1 pseudogene is annotated in these 670 nt (G+C 30.4%); it reads right to left on the reverse strand.

Annotated features, from left to right (window positions below):
- Window positions 1–670, reverse strand: a pseudogene (locus DW059_RS15710) (hypothetical protein); the annotation flags it as partial.

Genomic DNA, 670 nt, shown 5'->3' on the forward strand with positions numbered 1-670 from the left:
AGATTTTATATTATTATCATTTTCAAGATCATATGTTCTGCAGACAAATATTATAATTATTTTTTTCTTTCTTTCATAATTTAAGTATTCTACCTGTCTAATTAACTCTAAACAAACTGCAAGTGCTTCGCTAGAATTTGCCTGTGTCCATCTTAAAGCATCTAATTGATCTAAAATAATTACTGCATTTTCATTTCTTGAAGTGCAGTGCAAAGAATGAGCAATTGAACTGGGAAGTCCTAACCCTTTTCCCCAAATCTCACAATTTTTATAAGGTATTCTCTGATCAAGTTTTATCGCAATATGTGGAATTTTCCTTTCTTCGCAATAATTTAGAATTGCTTCTGTACACCCACTTTTTCCAGAACCAGCACCTCCAGAAATAATAGTTGATTTTTCATTTTCAATAGATTTTATGCAATCATCAAATTCATCTCTATATATCAAAGTACCTTGCAATGCCCTGAAATTTTCCCTATACTCTTGATTAATCTCCTCAATTCTCGGTGCGATTCTTTTATCTCCCTCTTTTAGTCGAAGAATAATTTCCTGTTTTATAAAATAGTCGCTTAATAGGGATTGTGTAATTTCTTTTCCTAATATATTCTCTGCTGTAGCAAATGAAAGTAATGCATTGTAAACTAATTTTTGTTCACTGTTAAACAAATAT

The organism is Roseburia sp. AF42-8, from assembly GCF_003435965.1.
GTDB classification, from domain to species: domain Bacteria; phylum Bacillota; class Clostridia; order Lachnospirales; family Lachnospiraceae; genus Roseburia_C; species Roseburia_C amylophila.